The organism is Francisella salimarina (assembly GCF_007923265.1).
GTDB classification, from domain to species: Bacteria; Pseudomonadota; Gammaproteobacteria; order Francisellales; family Francisellaceae; genus Francisella; species Francisella salimarina.
Genome location: NZ_VOJA01000004.1, coordinates 142,304 through 162,562, shown reverse-complemented (window position 1 = coordinate 162,562; position 20,259 = coordinate 142,304). Strand labels below are relative to the sequence as shown.

The window sequence follows — 20,259 nt, the reverse complement described above, 5'->3', positions numbered from 1 at the left end:
ATGTTTTTATCAAGAAAATTTGGCGCAGCAATGATTATATCCGGCACATGTATTGGTGCTGGGATGTTAGCAATTCCTGCAACTGTAGCGAGCTGTGGCTTTTTTATAGGTTCTATTTTAATTATCAGTATATGGGCTTTGATGACATTTACAGCTCTGATATTAGCAGAAGTTAACCTAAAAATGGAAGATGGCGCTAATTTTGTAGAAATGACAAAACAGACCTTAGGTCCTGTTGGTGTCGGTATAGTTTGGATTTGTTATGTTCTTTTACTCTACTCTTTAGTAGCCGCATATACTGTCGGTGGTGGATACTTAATTTCAACAACACTAGGAAGTCTTGGTTTTAATATCTCAGAAAAACTCACAGGCATTATTTTTATACTAATACTAGGAGTTTTTATATATATCAGTACAAGGCTAGTTGATCATGTTAACAAAATTATGTTTACAGGCAAACTTTTAGCATTTCTACTACTAGTTGCTGTTCTTATCCCACACATTTCTACTGATCATCTAAATTATCAAATCAAGAATCCTAATTTTATTTGGGCAGCATTTCCCATACTTCTAACCTCATTTGGATTTCATCATATAATCCCCACATTAAGAACCTATGTGGGATCGAATAGAAAATCTCTACGCCAAGCTATTGTAATTGGTAGCACAATACCGCTGATAGTTTATATATTATGGATTTTTGCAACTCTTGGTTCACTTCCAGTTGCAACACCCACTGGCATCTTAGGTAAGCAATCTGGTGAAATCACATCCGTTATTATTGATCACTTCAGTACTAGCTCTGGATATATCTCGACAATATCTTTTCTATTTGGCTTCTTTGCCTTAGCAACATCTTTTCTTGGTGTTGCACTAGGGCTTTTTGATTTTAATAGGAATACTTATAAAATAGCTAAGAACTTACACAAACATAAAACGCTTGCTTTTGTAATAACATTTTTACCGGCTTATATTTATGCGATTGCCTACCCAGATGGCTTTAAAACAGCTCTTGGCTATGCAAGTATTTTTGTAGCGATACTTCAGGTTGCTTTACCTGTTATGATGCTATGGGTTATAAACTACCGTAAACAAAAAGCTCTAGCTAGCTCTTCTCTAATAACTATGCTAATTGTGGTTATTGCAATTATTATTATTGCTCTCCAGATTCTAAACTCTTTGGACTTACTACCAACCTTAAACTAAAGACTATGATTTTTAACCTTCATATTATAGGTTAGTAGAATCACAATACCAACAAAAATTGGTAATATGACTGATGGGAATAACATCAGGGTGAAGTAATCTCCCGTAATCTCAACCCAAATCACACCTACAGCATTACCAACGACAAACATTGTCATACATACAGCAAAAAATGGTATTTTCCATAAATTATCTGTTTTGCCTCGTAAGGCTCTACCAATTTCTATTCCCAGATCAGTAGTTGTACCCGTCATATGAGTTGTTCGGGCAAAACCTCCAAAAAATAGTGTAGTAAAACTATTTTGCATACCCATTGCCATAGCTAAAAATAAATCATCAATAACACGATGATTACTAAAAATATCTATCAATAAAGTACCTGTAAGCATTACAGCACTTTGTAGGACTAGTGTCTTAGTATGATCTTCAGAGATAACATAGGCATCTGTTTTCATAATGACCCCATTAACAGCAGCACCTACAACAAAGCCAAAAACAAGCACAGCTACTTTATACATAAATACCCAGTCACCACCAGCAATACTATGTCCTAAAATCCTCAAGTTACCCGACATAACTGCCACACTGGCACCAAAAGAATTATATAAGACTATACTATCAATCCAGCCAGAATTAAAAATCAATATAACTGTAATAAAATAAGTGAAAGCCATTTTTTTAGTAAACACTTTCTTATCTCCTTTTCTAGTGTTTAGAAACTATTATATAGCTTTGATAGTAAAAATCATTTTTTAATTTTCTTTTCTTCAGCATTCTTTGTACTAGCTTGAAAACCTTGTGGTTTCGAGCTAAGAGTTTTCGCTAGAGAAACTTTTTTTGTAAAGACTCGCGCTAACTTCATACTTACCCTCCTTTTTATATACATTCATTGCCTTTTTCAGATTTGAAAATAGGGAACCAATCAATATATCAAATAATAATTTCTTTTGTCAAGTGTTTACAATAGTATCCTGCCTAACAACATTTGACTTTTTAGGTATTAAAAAATAAAGTATCATCAAAGCTTATGGTCTAAATTATAGATATAACAATTAATAGGTAAAACTTATGCAAATATCTGAAGCTATAAAAAATCGTAAGTGCGTTAGAGAGTTTCTTGATAAGCCTATAGACAAGAAAATACTAGAAAATCTTTTTGATACCACAAGGTGGACACCTTCTAGCAAAAATACTCAACCATGGAAAATTGCTATAGTAAGCGGTGAAAAGAAGATGGCCTTGATGAGTAAGATACTATCTGCATGTGATAACCGCGAACCTCCAAGAATGGAGTATGATTATGATAGCAATATTCCATTAGATGGAGAACTTAAAGAACGTGCTGTTAAGTGTGGTCATGACTTATATAATGCGTTAAATATAGCGAGAGAAGATAAAGAAAGACGTATTGAGCAATGGAAAAAAAACTATTTATCGTTTAATTCACCTTCAGCCATATTCATATTTAAGCACCCCAATACAGGAATTAGTGGCTATATGGACTGTGGTATGCTTATCCAATCAATAATGCTAGCTGCTCTAGACTTAGGACTTGCAACATGTCCTCAAGCCTCTCTAGGACACTATCCAGATATAGTCAAAAAAGAGCTACAAGGATTTGACGACTATACTTTGCTATGTGGTATAGCAATTGGTTATGAAGATACTAACGCTGCTGTAAATAACTATCGTACCGAAAGAGAGTCTATAGATAGTTTTGTTACATTCTTTTAGTGCTTTTGTAATACTTCTCATAATGATATTATAAATAGTAGGATTGACAAGTTTTTCTAATAAGATGAGTGGTATTAACAAAGATATTATTGAAGCTACACGCTACTTTCTAAAGTTAGTGGAATTAGGGTCTTATAGCTCAGTTAAAAAGTGCTACTCTGTAGAACTGAATACTATAAAAAATAAGATAGATGTACTAGAAAAATACCTAGATCTAAAACTTATTAGAAATGTACAAAATCGTATATCTCCAACTAGTGATGGCATGAAATATTTTCACTCTTGCAATAAAATTGTGACAGATCTGGAAAATACTATCCAAAATGTAAAACAAAGTGGCTTCAGACAACGCCAATCTATAAAAGTACTTGGTACTCCCCTATTTATCAAAATCATTATTGATTTAGCATTACCACAGATACAACAGATTAATAACGAAGCATTTAATTTTGCACTAGATAGTTACCAGGTAGATAATATTAATGGCAGCCAGTTCCAGTTTGATTCATACAATGTCATACAAATATTTAACAAGCATCTTGAGTTTCTTGATTTAGATGATTGGATAGTTTGTACATCTGTAGATGCCGTTAAGCTACCTGCATACTTATACGGAAACAAAGAGTTTGTAAAAGATCTACATAATAATCCAGATAAGGTTCTTGAAGCTCCTCTAGTATTTAACAGATATGACTTTTCTCAAGGCACAAATGAGTTTAAACACGATAATAAAAGTTACAAATTTAATCTTGATAAAATTAAATTTACGGTTGATAACGAGATTCAAAAAGCTAACTTACTGATGAGTGAAAATACTATAGGATTTATGCCAAAATTTTATTATGATGCTGTCCTCAAGGAATGTGATGATATTGTCAAAATAGAAGGCTTTGAGATAGATTTTCCATTAGAGTCTCACCTGATACTTATATACAAGCACTCTAAATATAAAGACGAGCTTCTAAAAATTGTTAGAGAAGGTATCAAAAAAATACAAGTCCAATATCAGTAGATTTTAACCTCTTCTACTACGAATGATATAATACTCTGTAATTGCTACTAATGCATGGATAAATATTACAGCTAGCCCAACATATGCAAAAACTTCATGGATTTCTTTAAGTCTGACGACACTAGCTCTTGAGAGCACATCTGTAATAGCTGGCAAACCAAAAGGAATAACATAAGTTCCTTTTGCACTTATCAAGCACCAACCTAATATTGGCATAGTAATTAACCAAAAATATAAAAATATGTGTACCAAATTAGCGACCATAGTCCTAAATTTATTATACTCAAGTCGTTGCCCTATAAATGGAAAACTTACAAACTTTCTTATAGCCAACCTTAGAATAGTAATAAACAGAATCAAAAAACCAATATATAAATGAGATGTTTTCATTACATCATGAAATAGAGAATGTTTACCAAATATACTTCTAAACTCTATTGATATAAAAGCTAGAAATATCAAGATAACCGTGGCCCAATGAAGATAAACCATAAACTTATTGATCTTTGTTTGCATTTAAGTATTAGGTAGTAAATTTAATTGCTTTGAATTATAGGCTTTTTATTTATTAAAAAAAGAGATTTATAGTAATTAACTTTTAGAAAGTACCAAAAATTTTGAAAAGAATAGTATATATAACACTAGTAACAACGATACATGCTGGAATTGTCAAAACCCATGCTGTTACCATTTTCTTAACAACTTTCCAGTTTACACCGGAATCGGCATAACCTGCCCCCATAATAGAACCCGATGCCACTTGAGTAGTACTAACTGGCAAACCTATATGTGAAGCACCCAAAACTAATATACCTGAACTTAATTCTGCAGAAACAGCATTAACCGGCTCTAGTTTTGATAGCTTTGCACTTAAAGTTTTAATTATCTTTTTACCTCCTGATAATGTCCCTAGCCCCATTGCAACACCACATAAAACGATAACCCAATTAGGAACCTGAGTAGTTTGCACAACTCCTGCACTTAGTAGCGCAAGTGTTATTATTGACATTGTTTTTTGAGCATCATTAGAGCCGTGAGAAAAAGACAATAAGCTGGTAGATAGCACCTGCATTTCTCTTATGTATTTATTTGTAGTTCTAACCATAAAGAACCTCATAAAAATATTAAGTAGAATAATACATATTATAAGTGCTAAGAAGAATGCCATAATAGGTGAGCTTATCATTGGTATAATGACCTTATGAATTACTGTCACATAGTTAACATCTTGGTAACTAGAGCTAATAATTACAGCACCAACTAATGATCCGATCAGAGCATGTGATGAGCTCGACGGTATACCAAAACTCCAAGTAAAAAAGTTCCAGCTAATAGCTCCTAATAAAGCAGATATTAGAACAATATCGGTAACAACACTTGTATCTACTAAGCCTTTTGATATTGTTGCAGCAACAGCTGTTCCAAAGAAAGCACCCAAAAAGTTAAAAAATGCTGCCAAACCAATAGCTTGATATGGTGTTAGAGATTTGGTTGCGATAGGTGTTGCAACTACATTTGCAGCATCGTGGAAACCATTTGTAAACTCAAAAAACAACGCTACTACAATGATGGCTATAAGCACTGATGTAATCATCTTTATTTACCTTGTTCGTTAAACTTCTTTTACATACAATCTCATAATTGATTCTGCTACAGATGTACACGTAGAGATAGCACTCTCTATAGCCTTATAAATATCTTTAACTTTCATGATAAATATTACATCCCCCTCATCATAGTGAGAGAATTTCTTAAGCGCATGACCTAGTTCTTCAAGTACATTCTCATCTAACGCTGTAATTCTAATATAGAAGTTTTTAAGTTCTTTATTATCCCCTTTGACAAAAGCTTTCATCATATCATCAAGTACTTTTGTCATTTTACGTAAAGTCTCGACACTAGTTGCTAGATATATATTTACGTTGCCACGCTCTTCTTCCATTAGTATCTGCATATACCTGTGGATTTTAACGATTCTTCTATTTAACTTTAGAAGTAAAGTAGTAATGTTATGTAACTCTACCCTATCAACTGGGGTTACAAAGTAACGAGCCAACTCATGATCCATTTTATTAGCTACTTCAACTGTTACAGTTCTTGTTAATCTCAGCTCTTCTGATAGCTCAGATATCGTTAGGTTATCTTCCTCTTTAACAAGTTTGTCAAGAATTCTAGCCGAATCTTCTACCGACTCAGTTGCTTCTATCATTAAATCAAAAAAAATTTTATCCTGACTTGGTATTAAAGTTTTAACCAGTTTACGTAGCATTTATGTGATCTCCCTAACTACAATGTTTCAACATCTATTTTAACATCACAAAGTCTACAATAAAAAAACAAAGAATAGCAATAAGAAATCACTTTAAAAAATATATCTAAATAAGCATTGCTTTTGCAACAACTCTAAAATAAAATATTAGTCCCTTGATTCTAAAAACCAAGCTTTTTTATAAAAAGGCTAGTATTATATAATAAAAATTCAAAAATATAAATACTTCACTTCTGAGCATTTATACAACTTCAATAACATAGATTCAGATAAATAATCATAATCCAAACAATAAGTTCTATTACAAAAGATACAAAGACCAAAGCTGAACCTGCATCTTTAGCCTGCTTTGCTAATATATGATAGTCAGTTGTCACTAAATCAACTACCCTTTCAATAGCACTATTTATAATCTCTGCATAAATTGGCAACATTGATACAATCTGTAGAACAAACTTTGAAACTATACTAAAAGGCAGTACCCAAATAGCTACTGTCAAAATCACAAAAAGAAGTAACTGCAGACGAAAAGATTTTTCATTTTTAAAAATATCTACTAAGCCATTTAGTGCATATGAAGTATTTTTAAAAAGCGTATATTTAGGCTTATTTAACATCTAATCTACCCAGCGTTTCGACAATTTGCAAAAATATCTAGTTTTGGACTATATGCAGCTGTCTTGATATTCATAAGTCCTAAGAATGAGTCAAAAACATTGTCTTGAGAGAAAGTGTCTTCTCTCTTAGCTTCTTTAACTAAACAAGCTTTATTAAGCTTATTATCTTTTAAAAAATCTTTAGAGAACCACATAATCCACGGCACTCTTTTTTGATATAATGGAGCTATACCATAAGGTGCGGCATGAAGATATAAGCCGTCCTCTCCTAAAGACTCTCCATGATCAGATATGTAGACCATTGCACTATCATATTTAGTAGTTACTTCTTTGCTATCTAAAGTATCAATAACTTTTGATAATATATAGTCGGTATAACGTATAGTATTATCATAAGTATTTACTAGTTTTTCTCTGCTACAGGCATTTATATCACCCTGGTCACATGTCGGAGTAAACTTCTTGAACTCTGCAGGATAACGCTGATAATAAGTTGGTCCATGACTTCCAACTAGATGTAAAACAATTACCTTACTTTTACCATCATCATTTTTTGCAAGATTCTCTTTTAGCTCTTTTAGTAACACTGAGTCATGACAAAATCCACCTGCACTATTACCCTTACAATCACTAGTATTGATATAGATATTTTCTATTCGCTTACATACCCCAGTATATCTACAATCATAGCCATTATTATTATACCAAATGACGTCTAAACCTGCTTTTTTCATGATATCTAAGACATTATCTCTAGCAGCAGCTTGCCTTGCATTGTAGTCAACTCTTGGCATATTAGATAGCATACAAGGTACTGACAATGCTGTATAAGTACCACATGATGCTACATCTTGTAACGCAATAACTCCAAGATTTTTAGTATAAGGATTTGTGTCTCTATTATATCCATTATACTGATAATTCTGCATTCTCGCTGTCTCGCCTAAGACAAATACCATTAGATTTGGCTTATCAGTATTTCTAACTTCTTTTGCACCATCACCAATTGGCTGGTACGGTAAAGGTGGAATAAACTTCTCTGCAATAATTGCTGAAGTGATACCTACGTAAATTATTGGATTAGGGTAATCTCCTAATTCATTATGATTTCTAAAGAATGGGAAAATAGTTTTTACGTTTGTAATTAAAATCATTACAACTAATATTAAAGTCCCTATGATATTAGCGATTCTAATCAAAGCACTTTTACTAAATTTTGGATATACTATTTTAACTCTGAGAAGTATAACAATTGGTAAAACACCAAAAAATATAAAACTAGCAACACTCCCAATAGATAAATAAGATAGTGCCTCATGTGTATTTGTATCAAAAATACTCTCTACCACACCATAGGTAAAAGTAATTCCTAAAAACATCTCCGAGTAAAAAACAATTGCTCCAATTGCAATCAAAACAATCATTAATGGCTTAAATATATAACGAAAATTAATCAGATTAAAAATCAGAAAAAAAGCTAAGAAACAAACTGCAAAACAGCTAATCACAAACCATAAGCTAAATGTACTATCTTGAGCAACATCTTGGAAAAATTTTATAATAAGTGGGATATTATATACATAGCCAAACAGAAGACTTAATATAACTGTCGCTTTATAAACACCTATTTGCTTCGGGAATATTTTTTTTATCACGAGCACAGTACCTTATATTTTTTGATTTCTCTAAGAATAATATACTTAAATATGGAATCTTTAAAGGTTACTATATCAGTTTATACCTTACTAATAAGGTCTTTGAGAATATTATTTACTTCACAAGCCTCTTCTAAACTAACCAACTTAAACCTTACCTTAGATCCAGGAGCATACTGTGATAATTTATTAATATCTGCTTCAATAACAGTTGCAATCCGCGGATATCCCCCCACTGTTTGTCGATGTCGTAACAATACTATCGGACCACTTGGGGCTAACTGTATTGTACCATCTGTTACAGGCTGGGATATCATTTCAATTTTTTGTGTATCAAGAAAAACTCCATCTAAAGGTAACCCCATCTGACTAGAGTTTGTTGAAATAGTCCAACTACTCTCAAAAAAAGCACAATCTTTTAAAATATCATACTCAGGTCCCTTGATTACTCTTATGAAGCTATGACGATAGTTTTGACTTATATAGTCTTCTAATTCTAACGATCTCTGTTTGCCAACCAACTCGATGGTTTGTGATTGTTTTTTTACGGCAAAAACTATTGTGCGAAAGCCTTTTTTTGAACCTTTAAACTCTAACTTTTGGCCTCTATTAAGCTCAAAGACTTGATTATAATTTACGCAGATATTTTCATCGATAAAAGTATCTTGATAGCTAGCCCCACATAAATAAACCAATATATCATCAGTAGCTACAATCTCGCTGGGATAAATCATTTCAATAGCTTGAAAATCTACAGGCTGATTAAAGATACTATAGGCTGTCATAAAGCTTAATTGATCTTGAGCCCCTTTAGGAGATGCTCCTTTATCTTGCTTACCATATTCCCGTAATGAAATTGGAAAAAGTAACCCTCCTTTAGTCGAAAAGATATTCTCCATAATTTTAGCCTCTAATATCGTACATCTGCTGCGCTAACTCTAAAGCTATCTTACTATCAGAATGTATACATACAGTTTGTGACTCAAATAAGATATCTTGATCATCTATCTTAATAAATCCTTGTTTAAGCTGATTATACTGCTCAACTGCCTCCATTACATTATGTATTTCAGCATTTGGTTGGCCTCTTGGTATTAGCATAGGGTTATTAACACTATCAAGCATGTAGCCTCTCTCTGCAAAACTCTCTTTAACAATTTTTATACCATTTTCTTTGGCATACTCAGCAACTATACCAAAAGGGCTAACAACCAACTCTTGAATATCGTTTTTAATACACCAGCCTATAAAAACTTTTGCTAACTCATGATTAACATTTAGCTCATTATATAAGGCTCCATGCGGTTTAATAGCATTGATATCTTTATCAAAAAGTGCAAACTGCTCATCAAAAGATGAACATAAAATATCATTAGCAATGCTTATTACCTTTCTACCAAAGTTTTCTTTATCTGGGTAGGAAATATGTGCTGTAATTTTGACATTGTGATCTCGACATAGATTCACATAGTAATCAACACTTTCTTTATTACCTGCATGACCACCACAAGCAATATTTGCAATATCTATATATTCAACTAACTTATCATCAATAGGATGAGCAACACCCCTCTCTCCTAAATCACAGTTTATCAAAAGCATCACTTCTCCCTAAAAATTATCTTATCACCAGCACTAAAGTTAGAGAAATCTCTAAACTTAGATACTCCTATAATATTCCAACCACTCGGCGATTGCTCAGGAAAAATAGTTGTTTGAGAACCTCCAATTGCAACAGATCCAGCAGGTATTCTATTTCGTGGTGTTGCTAAGCGAGGTGCACTTAAACTTTTGTCTAAACCAAGTAGGTATGGAAAATATGGCTTAAAACCTAACATCGCAATATGGTATTCAACTTGAGTATGTCTTTTTATAATCTCAGATATTTCTATTCCTAAAATCTCAGATATTTTGGGTAAATCCTCACCACTATAGTCAACCGCTATATAATGTGTTTTTGAATCAATAATGGCACTAAAATCTATAGATTCAGTTTTGGCTAGAATAGCTTCCTGCAAACGATCAAGATTTTTATAATCAAAATGAAACGCTATTGAATTATAAGATGGAACAATATCATAGATACCAAACTTGTGACAAAATGCTCTATCTCTAATAAAAGACTTATAGATATTTAAAATTTTGAGATTATCGTCTAAAGATAATTTATTACTGATATTGTAAATAAAGCAGTTTTCACTCAAAAAATAATAACTCATTAGCAACTACCTTAAAGAAACTCTTTGAGTACTAGTTATCGTTTATTATAGACTTTTTAAGATTTTCTGGCTCGAATTTATATATCGTTATCAAACCAACAAGCGCACTTATACAAATCATGCCCACAGCCATATAATCAGATATAGAGTAAGCTAAAAAGAAACATAAGAATGGCAATAAACCACCAAACACACCAAAACCAATATTATAAGCTAAAGCAAATCCAGTATAACGAATCTCTCTAGGCAAACACTCTGTAAACAACACCATAATATTGCCATAGAATATTCCAAATATTGCTCCCATAGTCACAAAGAAGACTATCAATAAATCGCTATTAGCTTTATATAGCGCATACATAGGAAGTGAGATTACAAGCATCAGGACAAGACCAAAAGCAGTAATCGTTTTTATTTTAAAATACTTAGTAAGTCTAGCAGCAATATTACATGTAACGATAAACATAATAATACTAATAGTTGTCAATACTGCGACATTAACATCTGCATGACCTAATATTTTCTTAATTATATTAGGTAAAATTGTAATCTGGAAGTAAGCAACAACTGCACCAGGAAAGCATAATAAAATCATATATATTAAACTTTTATAGTTTTTAAGTATCACTTTAGTTAGACTCACATTTGATTTTTCAGGCTCTTTTTCATCGCCACTATGCTTAATGAAAAACGACAGAACAACCAATATAATTGCTATACCAAAAAGTATTCTCCAGCCACCATTTGCCATAGTCTCATCTGGAATTAGATATCTAATAACTTGAAAAGTTACAATCGCTAACAATATCCCTCCAAAAGCACTAGTTATAACATTTACACCAGCTTTAGCCTTACCGAATAATGTTGACTCTGCCTCAACAAGAATAACAACTGAACCACTATACTGACCACCTATAGCTATACCTTGTAAAATTCTAAAAGCAACTAAAAGTAAAGGAGCCAAAATACCTATAGTTGCATACGACGGTAATAATGCCATCCCAACAGTAGGTACCCCCATAAAAAATGCCGCTAATGCTAAAGCTGTAGAGCGACTTTTTTTGTCCCCAATATAGCCAAATATTATTCCACCAAGAGGTCTCGCTAAAAATCCTGCAGCAAATGCCCCGAAGGCAGCTAAAAATTTTATAAAATGATCACCTGGGAAAAATGCTGCACCAATATATCCTGCACAAAATGAATATACAGTAAACTCATACCACTCTGCTGAGCTTGCTAAAAGTACTAATAATTTTTTCATAAAAAGTATTTATTTTTTTGTCCGATTCTTTTATTTAAATATATTTTTCAAAAGAAATACACTTTTTTGAGTCTTTTTATGAGTTTTTTTAGAATTTAATTTTTATGAAAAAAGAGAAAAACGGTAATTACTTAAGTCTTACAACTAAGACATCAACATTAGCTTCATGTAAGATACTATTTGCTGTAGAGCCTAAGAAAAATCTACCAATAGCACTTCTTCTGTGACTTCCCACAACTATCAAATCATTTTTATTTTCAGCTGCTTTTTCTAATAAACTGTTAGCGATACCACCAATCATCACAGACTTCTCTCCAGTGATACCATTTTTATCTGCAAACTTCTCTATTGCATGCTCAACCTTCTCTGTTTCATATGTCATTAAAGAGATACTATCATTTGGTATAACAAACGCAGTATCAATTTTTGAACCATACAGCTTTGCAACATCTTTTGCCTTTTCAACAACGGAACATGAGTCATTTTCAAGATCAGTAGGTACAAGAAGCCTTTGATAGTTATGCGCTTTACTTGCTTCTTTTTCATTCTCACTAACTCTCACCGTTAGCACATCACATTTTGCTTTATGTAGAACAGCATTCGCTACTGAACCTAGAAGTAAATTTATACCATGAGTTGCATGAGAACCTAAAACTATCACATCGCAACTGCTCTCTTCAGCATAATCAACGATTTCAACTGCAGGGTTACCAACAAGTACTTCATGCTCAACCTTGATACCTGAAATCTTAGCTACAAGCTTATCTAAAGCTTCTTTTGCTTCTTGCTCTATAGAGTGTTGAAAATCAACTATAGATGGTGCAAATGGAGCTACACAATCAATAACTGTAACAACCTTTAAAACTTCTGTATTATTCTTTTTAGCGAAGTCTACTGCAGAGTTAATAACGATGTCTGCATTTTCATAAACATTCACAGCTAATAAAACTTTTTTGTATGCCATTAGGATTCTCCAAATTTGTTCTTCCTTCAATTTCCATTATAACAAACAAAAATAAAAAATCATTTAATTACGCATCAAATCTTGGTTTTATAAACAGCTTTAAAATAATGCCAAATCTCATTTGTTAGAGGCTTCTCTAACTCAAAGATATACTCAACAAACTTTTTTTCAGCAATTATTTCTTTAGCAACTAGACACTTAGCAACTATACCAAGATAAATATAACTATTATCTTTATTTACTCGTGCAAAAACATAGCTTTTATATCGATTTTGGCTAAGAGCATTTTCTAAACGATCACCAAGAGTCTTACCTTTTTTTGAGTAATATGAAAAGGTCTGTTTTGAGAGAAACTTATTATCATATGTATCAAATTTTTTATTCTCATCAAATGTCATAAACAGTAGTACTTTATCTTCAAAAGATCTATATCCAGCAAGATTAACTCCTCCATTGGCATAATCTTGATTAAATAGATAGGCAATTTCTTTTTTAGAGTATTTTGCATATAACGATAATCCATGAGACTTATTTAGATTATATTTCTGAAAATAAACTAACTTGTTATACTCTATTAGATCCTTAATTTGCTCATACAAGAATCTGCTTTCATCGATAGCATCTGATATCAGTAGCCTAATCTCTTGTTCATCCACAGATATTAGAGGCTCATAATCTGCTCTACCGGCATTTACTGTAAATATTTTTAGAGACAAATGCTCTAGTGCATTTGTAAAACTTATAATATCAAAATCACCTAAACTATTACGTAACACTTTCTCTAAATAAGCCTTACTCATAGTTTTCGATTTCAAAAGCTCCTCTAAAATTAAAATTTCATAAAGCCTTTTTGCTGGGGTAAACTCTCTAGAAATAAACTTTATAATATTGTATTGTCGTTGATTTAAACTCACTACACTTTCTTTAAAAGCCAACAAAATATCATAATAAGTATCTTTAGTCGATAGAACAACCTCTGGTGAGATAAAGTTATATTCCTGAAAGTCTACTAATCTAGGAATTCTACCTAGTTCTTTCTTTAACTGAACATAATCTTTTTTTATATTTTTTAGTTGCGAGAAGTTTGTCCTTTGAATATTTTTATAGATTATTTCCTTAGCAATATTACTAAAGGTAATTGTGCTTTCACCAGCTAAATAATTATTTGGTGAGACTACAAACTTTTTAAGCTCGTCCTTGTCATAACTATTATCTCCACTTAATGCCACAGGAATGAGAAAATTGTTGTTATAATTTGCGATAAAGTCCAAAATCACAACAAAGTCTTTAGACTTATACTTACGCAGTCCACGCCCTAACTGCTGTATATAGACTATAGCGCTTTGAGTAGGCCTTAGAAGGATAACCTGATTAACACATGGAATATCAATACCCTCATTAAAAATATCTACTGTAACAATAATCTCAAGTAACCCACTCTCAAGTTCACCAATAGTTTCTTGTCTTACACGCTCTGAGTCTTGACTTGATAAAGCTTTAGCCTTGATACCTCTTTGACTGAGCTTAGTCGCAAGTTGTACTGCCTCATCAACATTACTAACAAACATTAAAGCTGATCGTGATTTGCCACTATAACCATAGAAATTAGCTTTATCAATAATATGCCCAACTCGTTGGTCACTAATTAATTTAGAAAAATCCTTCGCAAAAACCTGCTCTGATTCTAAATAAAAATCCTCTATAGCAAAATAGTGAAATGGACAAAGAAAATTATATTCTAACGCCTGATGAAGCCTAATTTCATAAGCAATGTTATAATCAAAAAGCTTAAAGATATCAGCATTATCACTCCGCTCTGGAGTAGCAGTCATCCCAAGTAAAAACTTTGGCTTAAAGTGTGATAAAACTTTTTTATAACTTTGTGCTTCTGCATGATGAACTTCATCAACTATGATATAGTCAAACTCATTTGTCTCAAAGCTTGCTAATGTTTTAGGGGTTTTTAGCGTTTGTACCGTAGCAAATAGATAATCTGCAGGATCTTTAACTTCTCCTGTATACAGGCCAAGTGTTTTATCTCTTATTACTTTTTCAAAAGTCTCTTTTGCCTTTATTGCAATATTTGTACGATGTACTATAAACAAACACCTTTTCGGCTTTACTTTTGCTACATCAAAAGCACTTAAAAAAGTTTTTCCAGTCCCTGTAGCACTAATTATTAATGCTTTATTTTTGCCTTGCTGTCTTAATCGATTCAGATTCTCAAGTGCATCTTGTTGAACCTTATTGGGAGATATTTTAGTGTCGATAGATCTATAGCTAGCAATATCACTACTTATTTGTTGATATATTTGACTGTATTCCTGAATGATATCTCTAGCATATTCTGCTTTAGCAAAAAGATAATCAAATTCTGCTAAAATTTGCTCCGTTGTTGAGTCATTATTAGAAGTTTCAAAAAGCAGATTCCATTCATTATTTACTGTAAGTGCTGACTGAGTAAGGTTTGAGCTACCAAGAATTATTCGCCAACTATCCTTATTACGAAAAAAGAAACCTTTGGCATGGAAGTTATCATCACTAAGAACTTTTAGCTCGATGTTATCAAACTCCATGAGCTTCTCAAGAGCTTTAGGTTCTGTAAAATTTAGATAACACCCTGTTAAGATTTTGCCCTTTATACCTTGAGCATTTAATTGACGCAAAGTCTCTAAAATACAGATAACTCCACCTAAAGTCACAAAAGCAACACTTATAACAAACTCTTCACAATCTTCAAGTTGATTAATAATTTCAGTAAGTATCTTAGAACTTTTAGAGTTTGTAAGAAAGCGCTTTGTATCGTGAGGCATTTGTGGCTACATTTTTACAGGTACAGTTGAATCGAGATTTTTTTGACCATTTTGACTTTTACCCCAACAATATAGATCATTTGTATCTTTTTCAATACCACAGGTATAAGTAGTCGCCATGCTTAATCTACTAAATTCGATATCTGTCTGGACCTTCTGTGGTTTATCAAAAAGACCTTTTTTACCATTACCAACCTCACCATTACTTCCATCACCCCAACAATATGCATGACCCTCTTCATCTAAAGCGCACGCATAGTGAGCTTTTGTATACACCTTCTTGAAGTTAATACTATTATCTATGTCTACTCTTAGAGGCTTTTTAACTTTTTTCGCATCAGTATCACTACCTAATTGACCTCTCTTATTACTACCCCAACAATAGACATCGTTATTATCATCAAGGGCACAGTTAAAGTCATCACCCTTACTCACACCTTTGACATCCTGAAGTTTTTTATAATGTCGAGATATCTTTTTAGCCAAATCTTTGTCTTTAAATTTAGGGGTTTTAATCTGATAATCTCCACACCTTACTTCTCCAGAGCTGGTAAAAGCACAATTATAATTTTCTGAATCATCCTTACTAAAATCATGATTATATATTTTTATCTTCGCATCATTTCGATAGCCCTGATTTTTGACCGCAAAGTTTCCTTCAGTCGAGTAATCATGGTCATCAAAAAAAGTTTGAGTAAATGTAGGGTTAGAAAAGCCAATACTCCAAAAGAGCATTGAAGCCAACCAGAAAATTCTTTTTGTCATAAGTAAATTTTAATTTAAAGCTACTAATATAATATTAAGTAATAATCAAACAAAATACTAGTAATTACGGTTTAGGCGGAAATATTTTTTGCTCGCAATAGCGAAGAAAACCAAAGAATCTCTCTTCTTTTGTGTAATTATCTCTATCAACATAGGGACTAGTTATCAGTATCGGATAACAACCTGCTATCAAGCAAGCAAGACATCCTGTTAACAACCTATCATCAACAAGCGCTAACTCACCAGGCTGGCAACCAACCAATTCTAGTATTTTATTAAGACCATCTGGATAAGGTTTTTTTGCAACACCAGATATAAATCTTATCTGAGGAAAATGTTTGTTAAAATATTTTAGTCGTTCTTGAGTAGGCTTATTAGAAAGAATAAAAACTCTATCTTCTGAAAATTTAGTAACAAATTTCGTAAGCCAACCCATAACTTCAGGATGCATTTCAGGCTTACCGTGACTTGCTAAAACCCCATCAAAATCTAAAGCAAGATATTTTACTTGATTCTTAACTAGCATCTCTGGAGTTAAATTTATTATAGTCTCCAAATGATTAGTATCTGATAGCCTAAGAGCTTTTCGCCATTTAAACATCTGACCTAAAGTATAAAACACGCGCTGTAGCATAATATTTTATTTTTATAGTTTTATATTTATAGTATAGCAACAAAACAATCTATTAGCACAAATGTGTTTTTGAATTTATGCTAACTAAAATTCTTAAAAAATTATATATTCCTCTAATTTGTCTACTAAGCATATCTTTGGGTATCAGCTCACAAATAGTAAATACAAACTCTCAAAACTACTACAATAATGCTGTAAATTTTGCAAAAGAACTCAAAGATAAAAATATCTGTGGTACGGATGAAAAATACTCTTTAGAAGACTTCTATAAAGGTCTAAGAGATAGAATAAATAATCAAGATAGTATTTCCTTAAAAGATTATGATATAGAAAAAGTTAGTTTCTCGATGGGGTATAGAACTGGTGAAAGTAGCCTTAAAAAAGGCTTCCTGTTTACTCCCAAACCGAAAAGTGATCTATACAATCCACAAGCGGTTATAGCTGGAATATCTGATCATTATAATAGCACTAAATCAAAATTTAAGCTTATAGAAAACACAAAACTTAGAGAAATACTAAAAAGCAATACTCAAACTCTTCCTAAAGATATCAGCAAAGATCAATTTAGCTATAGCTTAGGTTTTAATTTGTTTAAAATACCCAAAAATCATAATCCATCAACTCTAGATGAAAAATCATTTATTAGTGGCATGAAGGCAGGTTTAAATAACAAAAAATATACTCTTTCAAAACAGCAAGTAGCTGAGTTTAGCTATATCATGGGTGCATTCTATAGCACTAATCTAGAAAACCAGCAAGATAAAGACTCTTTTTTAAAAGGCTTTGAAAGCCAGCTTCCGAAGAATATTCAGAATCAACATGCTAAGAGTACAAATACAGAAATTCAGAACTAGTAAATAAACTAACCAGTTACTTCTTTTTTTATGACTAATGCCCTTTCGTATATATCATTCTTTTTTGCACCAGTTAGTTTAACTACCAGCTTCACTGCTTTTTTAACGGGAATATCTTCAAGCAGATCTTTTAATAGGTCATCGATATCAACTTTTAAATTATTTTGCTCGTCAACATCGCCATTATTACAATCAATAATAACGACAAACTCACCTCTTATGACATCTTGATTATCCTTAAAAAACTTATGCACTTCTTCTACTGAACCAGCAACAAATTTTTCAAACTGCTTGGTAAGTTCCTTAGCAACAACGATATTGTTATGAGGCATTATCTCTAACAAATCATTCAAAAGATATGTAATTCTATGTACAGACTCATATATTACTACTGTTGTATTTGCTTGTTGGAAGTCACGGATTTGCTGTTGCCTTTTAGCTTGTTTTGCTGACAAAAATCCTTTAAACATAAAACTATCAGACGGTATGCCTGCAGCAGATAGTGCTGTAATAACAGCACTAACACCTGGTATTGGAATTACTTTATGACCGTCCTTGCGTAAGCTCGCAACTATTTTATAACCAGGATCTGAAATTAATGGTGTACCTGCATCACTAACCAAAGCTACTCTATTATCTCCACTCAAAAGCTCTTTGACATAATCAACTCGTGACCCTTCATTAAAATCATGGCAAGAAATTAACTTCTGATTACCACGAATATTAAGGCTAGCCAATAGTTTAGCTGTCATTCGTGTATCTTCTGCTAGAATCACATCAACATCACTCAGAATGTTCATAGCTCTATAAGTTATATCTTGTAAATTACCAATAGGCGTTGATACAACATAAAGAGTTCCTTTTTCTATACTATTCACCTATCATACCCACCAAATTTGTAATATCTCCCGCTCCTTGAATTAACACAACCATATTATCATCCACAAGCTTCTCTAAGAGAGAAAGCACATGATCAAAACTATCAGCCATAAGCGCTTTGGGGATATTTCTGATAAGATCTTGGCTCTCAGCTCCCTGTATAACCTGCTCTCCCGCTGAATATGTTGGAAGTATTATTAGCTGATCGGCTAAAGATAAGGCTTTTGACCAGTCCGTTAACAAATCCCTATTGCGCGTGTATCTATGTGGCTGAAAGACATGTATTATTTTTTTATCCGGATACCTATCTCTCACAGCTCCAATGCTACTTACAACTTCTACAGGATGGTGTCCATAATCATCAACAATAGGAGTCTCATGACCCAATATTCGCTTAGTATATATATCAAATCTTCTCACAACACCTTTCACTGTAATTAATGCTTTATAAATATCCTCATATCTAAACCCCGAGTCTAGACATGTTATTACACATGCTGCAGCATTTTGAACATTATATTTGCCAGGCAACTCTAATTTAAAATCATATTTGCTAGACTTATATTTAATAGAGAACGAGGTTAAGCTTCCATTTACCCTGTAGTCATATATTTGAGCGCTTGCGTTTGTAGCAAACCCATAGGATACAATATTTCCTATTACTTGCGAACGATACTTCTCTAGCAAATCATTGCAACCATAATCATCAACACACAAATATATATTTTCGATACTTTCTTTCATCAAAAAATTTGCAAAGTTCTCAAGTAAGTTGTCATAGCTATTTTTATATGTCGACATATGATCAAGATCAATATTCGTAACTATTGCGACATTTGGGTTTAGATATAAAAATGAAGCATCACTTTCATCTGCTTCTATAACTAATCTGTCTGTACCATTAACCTGAATATTAGAGTCAGCATATTTAACTACACCACCAACAACAAAACTACTAGTTGTATCAAGCTTACATAGCAATGTAGCTAAAATACTTGATGTTGTAGTCTTACCGTGAGTTCCGGTGACTGCGATGCTATACCTAAAATCTTTCATTAATAACGCTAGAAACATCGCTCTTTGTAAACACTGCACCCCTAAAGCACGTGCCTTTGACAACAATGGATGGCTATCAAGAATTGCACTTGAGTATACTACAGTATCATAGACTGAAACATCAATACTAGTGGGACTTGAAAATATTGAAATACCTGAAGATTCTAGCTTAGCAGTTAGCTTATTCGGTACACTATCATAACCAGCAACATCTGCACCTAACCTTTTGGCTGCAATAGCCAGCGCTGAAACTCCAATACCACCGACTCCAAGGAATAATATCTTTTTTTTCAACTTAACCTTCAGAAGCAGTTATGCTAG

General features: G+C 32.7%; 20 protein-coding genes. 4 read left to right on the top strand and 16 right to left on the bottom strand.

Annotated elements, in window-relative coordinates; all coding sequences use genetic code 11:
- A complete protein-coding gene (locus FQ699_RS06245; RefSeq protein ID WP_146421617.1) occupies positions 1–1,206 on the top strand; it encodes an amino acid permease in 1,206 nt (401 codons plus the stop codon).
- On the opposite strand, the gene FQ699_RS06240 is transcribed toward FQ699_RS06245, so the two are convergent.
- On the bottom strand, positions 1,203–1,895 hold the full coding sequence (locus FQ699_RS06240) for a YoaK family protein (RefSeq protein ID WP_146421616.1): 693 nt from the start codon (positions 1,893–1,895) through the stop codon (positions 1,203–1,205). The genes FQ699_RS06245 and FQ699_RS06240 overlap by 4 nt on opposite strands.
- A 379-nt stretch (positions 1,896–2,274) precedes the next feature.
- On the opposite strand from FQ699_RS06240, the gene FQ699_RS06235 reads away from it, so the two are divergent.
- Positions 2,275–2,940: a nitroreductase gene (locus tag FQ699_RS06235; RefSeq protein ID WP_146421615.1), complete on the top strand. Its 666-nt coding sequence runs from the start codon at positions 2,275–2,277 to the stop codon at positions 2,938–2,940.
- 64 nt (positions 2,941–3,004) lie between these two features.
- Entirely contained in the window at positions 3,005–3,952 is a 948-nt protein-coding gene (locus FQ699_RS06230; protein ID WP_146421614.1) for a LysR family transcriptional regulator, read from the top strand.
- 3 nt (positions 3,953–3,955) lie between these two features.
- On the opposite strand, the gene FQ699_RS06225 is transcribed toward FQ699_RS06230, so the two are convergent.
- The 13 genes from FQ699_RS06225 to FQ699_RS06165 form a co-directional block, all read right to left on the bottom strand.
- Positions 3,956–4,468 (bottom strand): cytochrome b, encoded by a 513-nt coding sequence (locus tag FQ699_RS06225; RefSeq protein ID WP_146421613.1) that lies wholly within the window; start codon positions 4,466–4,468, stop codon positions 3,956–3,958.
- Between the two features lie 82 nt (positions 4,469–4,550).
- The gene (locus FQ699_RS06220; protein WP_146421612.1) at positions 4,551–5,546 is read right to left on the bottom strand and encodes an inorganic phosphate transporter; all 996 of its coding nucleotides are present in this window, start codon (positions 5,544–5,546) and stop codon (positions 4,551–4,553) included.
- Between the two features lie 18 nt (positions 5,547–5,564).
- Positions 5,565–6,221 carry a hypothetical protein gene (locus FQ699_RS06215; protein WP_013921870.1) on the bottom strand — a complete coding sequence of 219 codons (657 nt, stop codon included), beginning with the start codon at positions 6,219–6,221 and terminating at the stop codon, positions 5,565–5,567.
- 251 nt (positions 6,222–6,472) lie between these two features.
- The gene (locus FQ699_RS06210; protein WP_146421611.1) at positions 6,473–6,838 is read right to left on the bottom strand and encodes a diacylglycerol kinase; all 366 of its coding nucleotides are present in this window, start codon (positions 6,836–6,838) and stop codon (positions 6,473–6,475) included.
- 5 nt (positions 6,839–6,843) lie between these two features.
- A complete protein-coding gene (locus FQ699_RS06205) occupies positions 6,844–8,493 on the bottom strand; it encodes a phosphoethanolamine transferase (protein WP_146421610.1) in 1,650 nt (549 codons plus the stop codon).
- A gap of 80 nt (positions 8,494–8,573) precedes the next feature.
- A complete protein-coding gene (locus FQ699_RS06200) occupies positions 8,574–9,392 on the bottom strand; it encodes a 5-oxoprolinase subunit C family protein (protein WP_146421609.1) in 819 nt (272 codons plus the stop codon).
- 4 nt (positions 9,393–9,396) lie between these two features.
- Positions 9,397–10,095 (bottom strand): 5-oxoprolinase subunit PxpA, encoded by a 699-nt coding sequence (locus tag FQ699_RS06195; protein WP_146421608.1) that lies wholly within the window; start codon positions 10,093–10,095, stop codon positions 9,397–9,399.
- The gene (locus tag FQ699_RS06190; protein ID WP_146421607.1) at positions 10,095–10,712 is read right to left on the bottom strand and encodes a 5-oxoprolinase subunit B family protein; all 618 of its coding nucleotides are present in this window, start codon (positions 10,710–10,712) and stop codon (positions 10,095–10,097) included. The genes FQ699_RS06195 and FQ699_RS06190 overlap by 1 nt, the downstream gene beginning before the upstream one ends.
- A 31-nt stretch (positions 10,713–10,743) precedes the next feature.
- Positions 10,744–11,973 (bottom strand): MFS transporter, encoded by a 1,230-nt coding sequence (locus FQ699_RS06185; RefSeq protein WP_146421606.1) that lies wholly within the window; start codon positions 11,971–11,973, stop codon positions 10,744–10,746.
- Positions 11,974–12,100: 127 nt separating this feature from the next.
- Positions 12,101–12,937 (bottom strand): universal stress protein, encoded by an 837-nt coding sequence (locus FQ699_RS06180; protein WP_146421605.1) that lies wholly within the window; start codon positions 12,935–12,937, stop codon positions 12,101–12,103.
- 74 nt (positions 12,938–13,011) lie between these two features.
- Complete coding sequence (locus tag FQ699_RS06175) at positions 13,012–15,750, bottom strand: DUF3427 domain-containing protein (protein ID WP_146421604.1); 2,739 nt, start codon at positions 15,748–15,750, stop codon at positions 13,012–13,014.
- 6 nt (positions 15,751–15,756) lie between these two features.
- Positions 15,757–16,515: an RCC1 domain-containing protein gene (locus tag FQ699_RS06170; RefSeq protein ID WP_146421603.1), complete on the bottom strand. Its 759-nt coding sequence runs from the start codon at positions 16,513–16,515 to the stop codon at positions 15,757–15,759.
- A gap of 64 nt (positions 16,516–16,579) precedes the next feature.
- Positions 16,580–17,149, bottom strand: coding sequence for a YqeG family HAD IIIA-type phosphatase (locus tag FQ699_RS06165; RefSeq protein WP_146421602.1), 570 nt, complete (start codon positions 17,147–17,149; stop codon positions 16,580–16,582).
- A gap of 77 nt (positions 17,150–17,226) precedes the next feature.
- On the opposite strand from FQ699_RS06165, the gene FQ699_RS06160 reads away from it, so the two are divergent.
- The gene (locus tag FQ699_RS06160; protein WP_146421601.1) at positions 17,227–18,003 is read left to right on the top strand and encodes a hypothetical protein; all 777 of its coding nucleotides are present in this window, start codon (positions 17,227–17,229) and stop codon (positions 18,001–18,003) included.
- Between the two features lie 8 nt (positions 18,004–18,011).
- Here the strand turns inward: FQ699_RS06160 and rsmI are convergent, their stop codons facing one another.
- Entirely contained in the window at positions 18,012–18,881 is an 870-nt protein-coding gene (rsmI, locus tag FQ699_RS06155) for a 16S rRNA (cytidine(1402)-2'-O)-methyltransferase (protein WP_146421600.1), read from the bottom strand.
- Positions 18,874–20,232 (bottom strand): UDP-N-acetylmuramate--L-alanine ligase, encoded by a 1,359-nt coding sequence (gene murC / locus FQ699_RS06150; RefSeq protein ID WP_146421599.1) that lies wholly within the window; start codon positions 20,230–20,232, stop codon positions 18,874–18,876. The genes rsmI and murC overlap by 8 nt, the downstream gene beginning before the upstream one ends.
- Positions 20,233–20,259: the final 27 nt, after the last annotated feature.